Raw genomic sequence first — 7,445 nt, 5'->3', positions numbered from 1 at the left:
GGGCTTTGCCCCCAGACCACGCGCCCGGCGCCCAGCCAGGTTTCGCCCTGACGTCCGGCATCCGGCCAGAGCCGGCGGCACTGCGCAACGAACGCCGCGGGATCGGCTTCTCGCCCGACGGCACCAAGCGGCGGCGGTGCCAGCACCGTGGCGCCCGCCCGCACCAGGCGTTCGAGTGCGGCGAGGAAGCCGCTGGAATAGCGCGCTCCCGCGCGCAGCACGAGCAGGCGATAGCGCATGCCGCCGGGCAGTACGATCGCGCCCTGCTCCACCCGCGCCAGGCGCACCAGCGCATCGCGGTTGATCGAGTCATAGGCCACGCCGGCCGGCAATGGCGCGTCCAACTGGTGCGGCAAGAGCGCGCGGTTGGGAATGTCTTCCCCGGTGAACACCGCCACGTCGCTCACTGGCAGGCCGCGTTGCAACACCGCCTGGCAGCGGCGCAGGTAATCGAACCAGCCGCGCGCCTGGCTCCACCAGGTCTGGGTGCGGCTGAACATCGTGCCGATACCGTTGAGCGTCAGCCCCGGCGCGCGATCGAGAAACGGCTGCGCGGTATAGACGTGCAGCATGAAGCGGTTGATGCCCCGGCAATAGTGCCGATCGCCCAAGGGCTTGAGCATCGCGGGGTGCTCGTCCCAGAGAATGTCGTTCTCGGTGAAGCTTTCCGTGGCAATGATCCGCTTGCCATAGATGCGCCCGCCCGAAACCGCATCGGCCACATCGGTCGGCTTGTCGTTGCGCGGCGTGCGCAGCCAGAATTCGCCCATCGGCACATCGGTCGCCTCTGCCCAGCGCAAGCCGTCCACGGCATAGGTCGGGCTGGCCGGCTCCCCGCTGAAGCGGCAGCCGCGTGCATGGGCCAGGCGCGCGATGGTTTCGAAGAACGCGCTTTGCGTAAGATCGGCCACGGTCTGCCGGAAATCGTGCAGTATCGCCTCGCTCTGCTCTGCGCTGCCGACCGGCACGCCGGCCAGCACCGGCAGCCAGACGCGCAGGGCATAGCCGCGCAAGGCCTGGAACCGGGCAGGAAAATCCGCCGTCCAGTTTTGCCCGCTGGCTTCCCAGCTATCGACATGCACCGTGTTCAACACTTTGCCCGCGCGCGCCGGGCCGATGCGATCGAGCGCGGCGCCGAACCAGCGATCGAACTGCATGGTCACTGCCGCCGCGTTGAAGCGATCGACTTCCAGCCCCTGCGCACCCCCGGCGGCGGAGTTCTCGCGGCCATTGCTGGTGTGGCCCAGGCGCAGGATGCGCCAGCGGCCGGGCGGTGGGGTCCAGTCGAGCGTGCCATCGGCCGCCAGCCTGTCGGTCAGGTCGAGCACCTTGGCCGGATCGACGCAGACCGCATCGGGAACGTCGCGCGCATCGGTGCGGCGGCTGATCGACCATTGCGCCGCCGTCTTGCCCACGATCTGGTGGATTTCCGGCCGGGACGAAAGCTCCAGGCTGAACAGGCGCAGGCGCACGTCCTGCCCGAAATCGTAATTCTCGAAATAGGGGCCGGGCGCCTGCGGCTCGTGCACGAAGCGGAACACGCGCGCGGTGGTTTCGGGCAAGGCGTGGGTCAGCGTGGTCAGGTCGGTCTGCCAGCCATGCTGGGGATATTCCAGCCGGCCAACGGGACGGAACGTGACGCCATCCTCGCTTGCTTCCACGCGCAGCGCATTGGCCGCGCGATAGACGCCGGGGGAATAGCCCCAGGGCGACGGCGTGCGCACGGTGACCGAGCGCAGCGTGAACGGCTGGTCGAAAGCCACGTCGATCTGGCCGGCCTGGGTGGTGTCGAACACGTCCTGGTCGTTGCCGGGATCGAGCAGGCGCGCGAGCGGTGGCCCGGCCAGCGGCAAGGTGGTGGAAACGCGCGGATGGCGCCGTGCGCTCGTCTCGTCCAGCGCTTCCGGCCAGGGAAATGCCAGCACCGCCACGTCGCGATACCAGTTGCGCCGCATCGGCGGGGTGGCCAGGCGGATCGCGCCCTGCCCGGCCGTGGCGCGCGTGTCGGACCAGGTCAGCACCTGCATCGACAGGTCGGGCGTGATCCAGGGGCCGCTCGCCGTAGCCCAGCCATCGCAGATGTTGAGCGACAGCGTAATCCCCAGCCGCTCCGCCTCGGCCACGGCGTGATCGATCAGGCCCCACCATTGCGGCGTGAGTGCATCGGCCGGCGGATCGACCAGCGGCGGCTTGGCCGAGGCGCCAATGGCAAAGACCATCGCCGTGGTGATGCCGTTGGCGTGCATGCCTTCAAGATCGGCCGTGATCCCGGCCGCGCTGACTGCGCCATCGAGCCAGTACCAGTAGACACCCGGTCCGGCCTCGGGCGGAGGGCGGTCGAATGCCTCGCCCCAGGCGCTCGCTTGCGGATCGACCGGCGCGGCGTGGCCGGTGCCAGGCGCGGTGCCCGTGCACAACAGTGCCGCCGATCCGCCCAGCAGGGCCGAGCGGCGATCCACCATCAGGCCCGGAAATACAGCATCGAAGTCACGCTTGGACGGCATGGCAGGCCTTTGTCTGGGCCGCGCATCGGGCCGGCCGGATGCCAGCCTGCCCGATGCGCGGAGGCATCACAACTTGAAGCGAACCCCGAAGATGATCTGGCGATCGTCGATTTGGGTTTCGTGCGGCCGGGTATCCATGTTGTTGTAATAGGACCGGCGGATCACGCGCGTCAGGTTGTTGCCTTCCAGGCTGATCGTGACGTTGGGCGTCACGTCATAGCTGAGCGAAGCGGCCAGCCAGCCATAGCCGCGGCGGAAGCTCGGCTGCCCCACCCCGTTGAACAGATAGGTGCTGTCGAAGTAGGTGCTGCGCCAGTTGTAGGCGACGCGGGCCGAAACGCCGTACTTCTCGTACATCCCCACCAGGTTGTAGGTGTGCTTCGACAAGCCCTGGAGCGGGGTGGTCTGGCCGACGATCGAAGAGGTCGTCTTGCTGTCCACGTAGGTATAGTTCGCCTGGATCCCCAGGCCCGACAGCGCGCCGGGCAGGAAATCGAAGAACTGCTGATACCCCACTTCGGCGCCCTTGATCTCCCCGCCCTGGTTGTTGTCCGGGCGGCTGATCGTATAGGTGATGCCGTCGTAGACCTCGACCGAGGGATTGACCGAGATGAAGTTGCGCACCTTCTTGTAGAACAGCGCACCATAGATCGAGCTGCCGCGCGCGAAGTAGTATTCCAGCGACGCGTCGAGCTGGTTGGCCTTGAGCGGCTTGAGGTAGGGATTGCCGGCCGACCCGTTTTGCTGCACCGAATTGAGCGTCAGCGACGGCGAAAGATCGCTGAAGTTCGGGCGGGTGACGACCTTGGACGCGGCCAGACGCAGCTTGAGCTTGTCGGTCAGGTTGAAGCGGATGTTGGCCGAAGGCAGGAAGTCGTCATAGCTGGAATTGACCTGGATCGGCCCGACGCCGCCGCCCGAAAGCGTGCGGTTGCCGTTGAGCGCGGTCTGGGTGTGGACATAGCGCAACCCGACATTGCCATCGACCAGCCCGCTGGGCGAGCCGAAGCGCGCCATGGCATAGAGCGCGGTGGTCTTTTCGCTGACGCGATAGAACGCCAGCGGCCCGTTCACCGGATCGGTGGCGTCAAAGCCCAGCGCGGTCTGCACTTCGCTCAGATGATCGCGCAGCAGCGGCACGGGAATGACCAGGTAGTTAGACAGCAGCGGCGTACCGCGCGAAGACTTGCTGAAGAAATCGCTGGCCGGGTTGGCAGCCAGGATCGAGGGCGCAGCGGTGCCGGGCGCGCCGCTGAACAGGAAGAAGCTGGTCTGGTTGGATTGCGCCGTGCGGTTGCCGTAGCGGAAGCCGACGTCGATCGACTTGAGGAAGCCGCTGTCCACCGCATAGGACGCATCCAGCGTGCCGGCGAACTGGTCCGCCTTGTTCTGCGTGCCCTGGTAGAGCAGGAACTGGAAGTTGGTGTTCGACTGGCTCAGCAGGTCATAGCCATTGGCGCTCGAACCCGGCACGAACGCGGTGTTGTCCACCGAGAAGCGCGGGATCGTGGCGCCGGTGAAGCCGCTGTTGAACACCACGCTGCCGGTGGCCTTGGTATAGCTGATGTCGGTGGACACGGTCAGCTTGTCGTTGGTCCACTTGCCGCCTCCGGCGAACTGGGTCATCCGGTCGCGCGTGTCATAGGCATAAGACAGTACGGTGAGCGGGGCGTTGAGATAGGTCGTCTTGGTCACGTCGCCATTGGCGGCCACCGTCGCGCCCGGCTCTGCGGTCAAGCCACCCAGGCCAACTGAAGCGCCGTAGTTGTCGTTGAGGTTGTTGAAGCGCGCGTACTGGCCTTCGAAATAGATTTCGAGGTTGGGCGTGGGCTTCCACTGCAAGGTGCCGCTGATGCCCAGGCGGCGGCGATCGCCATAGGGCGTCACGTCATAGGCGCCGTTGGGAGCGACCACCGTCTGGCCGGGCACGATCGTGGTGCTGCTGGCCGGGGTGCCGGTGGAAATCAGGTCTGAGCGGAACTTGCGCTCCTGGTACGACACGCTGACCAGCGCGCCGATCTCACCCGCGCCGGTGTCCCAGCGATCGGCGATCAGGCCCGAGACGGCCGGGGTCAGTTCCTTGGCCAGGTCGGAATAGATGCCGCGGATGTTGCCGGCCACGGTCAGGCCCTTGAAATCGAGCGGCCGGCGCGTGCGCAAGTCGATCAGGCCACCCAGGCCACCTTCGATCTGGTTGGCCGAGGGCGACTTGTAGACATCCAGCCCGGCGAGCAGTTCGGCGGGAATATCCTGGAGGTTGAGGCCACGGGCGCCTTGCGCGGTGAAGATCTCGCGGCCGTTGAGCGTGGTGTTCACTTGGGCCAGGCCGCGCACGTAGACGGTCGACCCTTCGCCATAGTCGCGCTCGATCTGCACGCCCGTCACGCGCTGCAGCGCATCGGTGGTGTTCTGGTCGGGCAGCTTGCCGATATCCTCGGCCACGATCGAATCCACGATCTGGCTGGCATTTGCCTTGCGATCCTGCGCGCTGCGCAAGCTGGCGCGGACCCCACTGACGACGATAGCGTCGGCAACGGTTTCATCCTTGGCGTCAGTCGTCGCCTTGGCCGCTGCCGGCGCGGTCTGCGCCAGGGCGGAGCCCGCCGGCATGACCAGGGCACCGAGCGCGGCGGTGCAGAGATAGGCTCCCACGTTCTTCATTGCTAAACCTCCCCATTATCCCAAACTTGTGTCAGCTTGTGGTGTGCAAGTGCCCCGTCACGTCTTGTTTGGGGGCGAAAACTCGATGCGCAGCGCATAGGGCATGTCGGCCTTGGCGCCGGTGGCCGGCAGCGTGACATGCAGGCCATCCTTCTCCTGGCGCCAGGCGAGCGGCGCAGTGCTGCCGAGAAGATGCACGGCCTTGACCGGCGGCGCATAGGGATTGCCGGCATAGAGCACGCCGATGCGCACCGCGCCGTCGGCCGGATGGGCCAGACCCAGCGCGTAGAGCCGCCCGTCGCGCGTGGTGAAGCGGATGTCGGCCGAGGTATAGGTGGGATCGCCCCCTTCCTTGAGCGAGCCGACCGCGTTGCGCGTGGGTCCTTCGCCGAACATCACCCACGGCCGCGTGCCGTAGATCGCCTCGCCATTGACGGACAGCCAGCCGCCGATTTCGTCGAGCACCCTGGCCGCTTCGGCCGGGATCGTGCCATCGGCCTTGGGCCCGACGTTGAGCAGCAGGTTGCCGTTCTTCGAAACGACATCGGCCAGCGTCGCCACCAGGCTGGCAGCGGTGCGATACTTGTCGTTCTCGACATAGCCCCAACTGTTGATGCTGACCGAGGTATCGGTCTGCCAGGGCAGCAGGCGCAGCGCATCGAGCCGGCCGCGCTCGATATCGAACAGCGCCGAACCAGCGGGAAACGCCTCTTCCTTATAGGCCAGCACCGGGCCAACCCCGCGCCGTGCCGCGCTGTCATAGTAATAGGCGGCAAGACGCTGCAAGTAAGGCGCGAAGGCGGGCTGGTTGATCCACCAGTCGAGATAGACGAATTCAGGATTGTACTTCTCGATCACTTCGCCCGTGCGCGCGAGCCAATCGTCAAGAAAGGCCTTGGACGGCGGGTTCCACTGTTCGAGATGGTTGGGATCGGGCTCCGCGCTGGCATCGCTGCCCGGCAGGGTGCGCGGCGCGGCCGGACCATAGAGATCGGCATAGGCCGGGTTCCACACGTCGCTGCCGGCAGGCGCCTGGCCATACCACCACCAGTGTTCGGCGCGGTGTGAAGACAGGCCAAAGTGCAGATTGGCGGCGCGGGCGGCCTTGGCAATCTCGCCCACCACGTCGCGCTGCGGCCCCATCGCCACGGCATTCCAGCGGTTGATCGCCGAGCCATACATCGAGAAGCCGTCGCAATGCTCGGCCACCAGCACGACGTAGCGCGCGCCGGCATGCTTGAACAAGGCCATCCACGCCGCCGGATCGAAGCGCTGGCCGCGGAACTGGGGAATGAAGTCCTTGTAACCGGCGACGGATTGATCGCCATAGGTCGCGCGCTGGTGCACGAAATCGGCGTGGCCCGGCACATACATGTTGCGCGAGTACCATTCGCTGCCCGAGGCCGGCACCGCATAGACGCCCCAATGGACGAATATCCCGAACTTGGCGTCGCGGTACCATTCCGGCACGCGATAGTTGGCCAGAGAGGACCAGTCCGCCTTGAACCGCCCCCCGGCGACCTCACGATCCATCCGGGCGATCTGCGCGGCGGCAGCCTTGGGATCGGACGAGATGCCGGGCTGCGCACCGGCGGGTGCGGCCAGGGCTGCCCCTCCGGCAAGAGCGCAGGCCAGCATGATGCAAGACAGGCTTTTCATGGCCGCAGCCATATCCTCAATCCTTTCGTCGCCCCTCTGCGAGGGCTGTAGACTATGTGGCAGATTGTTCGTATATGAACAAGATGTTTTTTAACAAACACACTTTGGTGCGTTGCCAATCGTTACGGAACGCTCGCGGCAAAGGCCCGGTTGAGCGTGGAAACCAGCGATTCCGCAGGCATTTGGCGCGCAATGGCGGCCAGGATCAGGCCCGAGGCCTCGTCCTGGAACGGCATGTAGCCGGCGTGGCGCGGGCGAATCCACGCGTGGTCCAGCGTGGCACGAGTCGCGCGGTAGAAGTCGCCGGTGGCGGCATTGGTCGGTATGTCGGCCCAGGCCTGGGCGTGGGCCGGTTGCCCGCCATTTGCCGCAACGATACCGGTCTGCACTGGGCCACTGGCGAGCCAGCGGGCAAAGGCCATGGCGCCCTCCGGATCGCGGCCGAGGCGCGAGACGGCAATGCCGGTGCCGCCCAGCACCGAACCGCGCGGCGCGCTGCCCTGCCATGGAGCCAGGTCGGCGAACGCCAGCCGCACTGGCCGAAACCCGTCCTGCGCATAACTGACATAGCCATAGATCAAAGGCGCGGCGACCAGCGGCGAATCCGCGCGGGCCATCGCT

3 protein-coding genes and 1 pseudogene are annotated in these 7,445 nt (G+C 66.4%); all 4 read right to left on the bottom strand.

The window, feature by feature from the left end; genetic code table 11:
• On the bottom strand, window positions 1-2,504 hold a 2,504-nt coding region (locus tag H926_RS28260; protein WP_022677359.1), incomplete at its 3' end, for a glycosyl hydrolase.
• A gap of 66 nt (window positions 2,505-2,570) precedes the next feature.
• Complete coding sequence (locus H926_RS0116835; protein ID WP_022677358.1) at window positions 2,571-5,165, bottom strand: TonB-dependent receptor; 2,595 nt, start codon at window positions 5,163-5,165, stop codon at window positions 2,571-2,573.
• Between the two features lie 57 nt (window positions 5,166-5,222).
• Window positions 5,223-6,824 carry an alpha-L-fucosidase gene (locus tag H926_RS28255; RefSeq protein WP_043610072.1) on the bottom strand — a complete coding sequence of 534 codons (1,602 nt, stop codon included), beginning with the start codon at window positions 6,822-6,824 and terminating at the stop codon, window positions 5,223-5,225.
• 122 nt (window positions 6,825-6,946) lie between these two features.
• Window positions 6,947-7,445: pseudogene (locus tag H926_RS33485) on the bottom strand (carbohydrate ABC transporter substrate-binding protein); the annotation flags it as partial.

Origin of the sequence: Novosphingobium sp. B-7 (genome assembly GCF_000410615.1) — a bacterium.
Classification (GTDB): domain Bacteria; phylum Pseudomonadota; class Alphaproteobacteria; order Sphingomonadales; family Sphingomonadaceae; genus Novosphingobium; species Novosphingobium capsulatum.
Note: the sequence above shows the minus strand (reverse complement) of the source record. Positions and strands in the feature narration are given on the sequence as shown.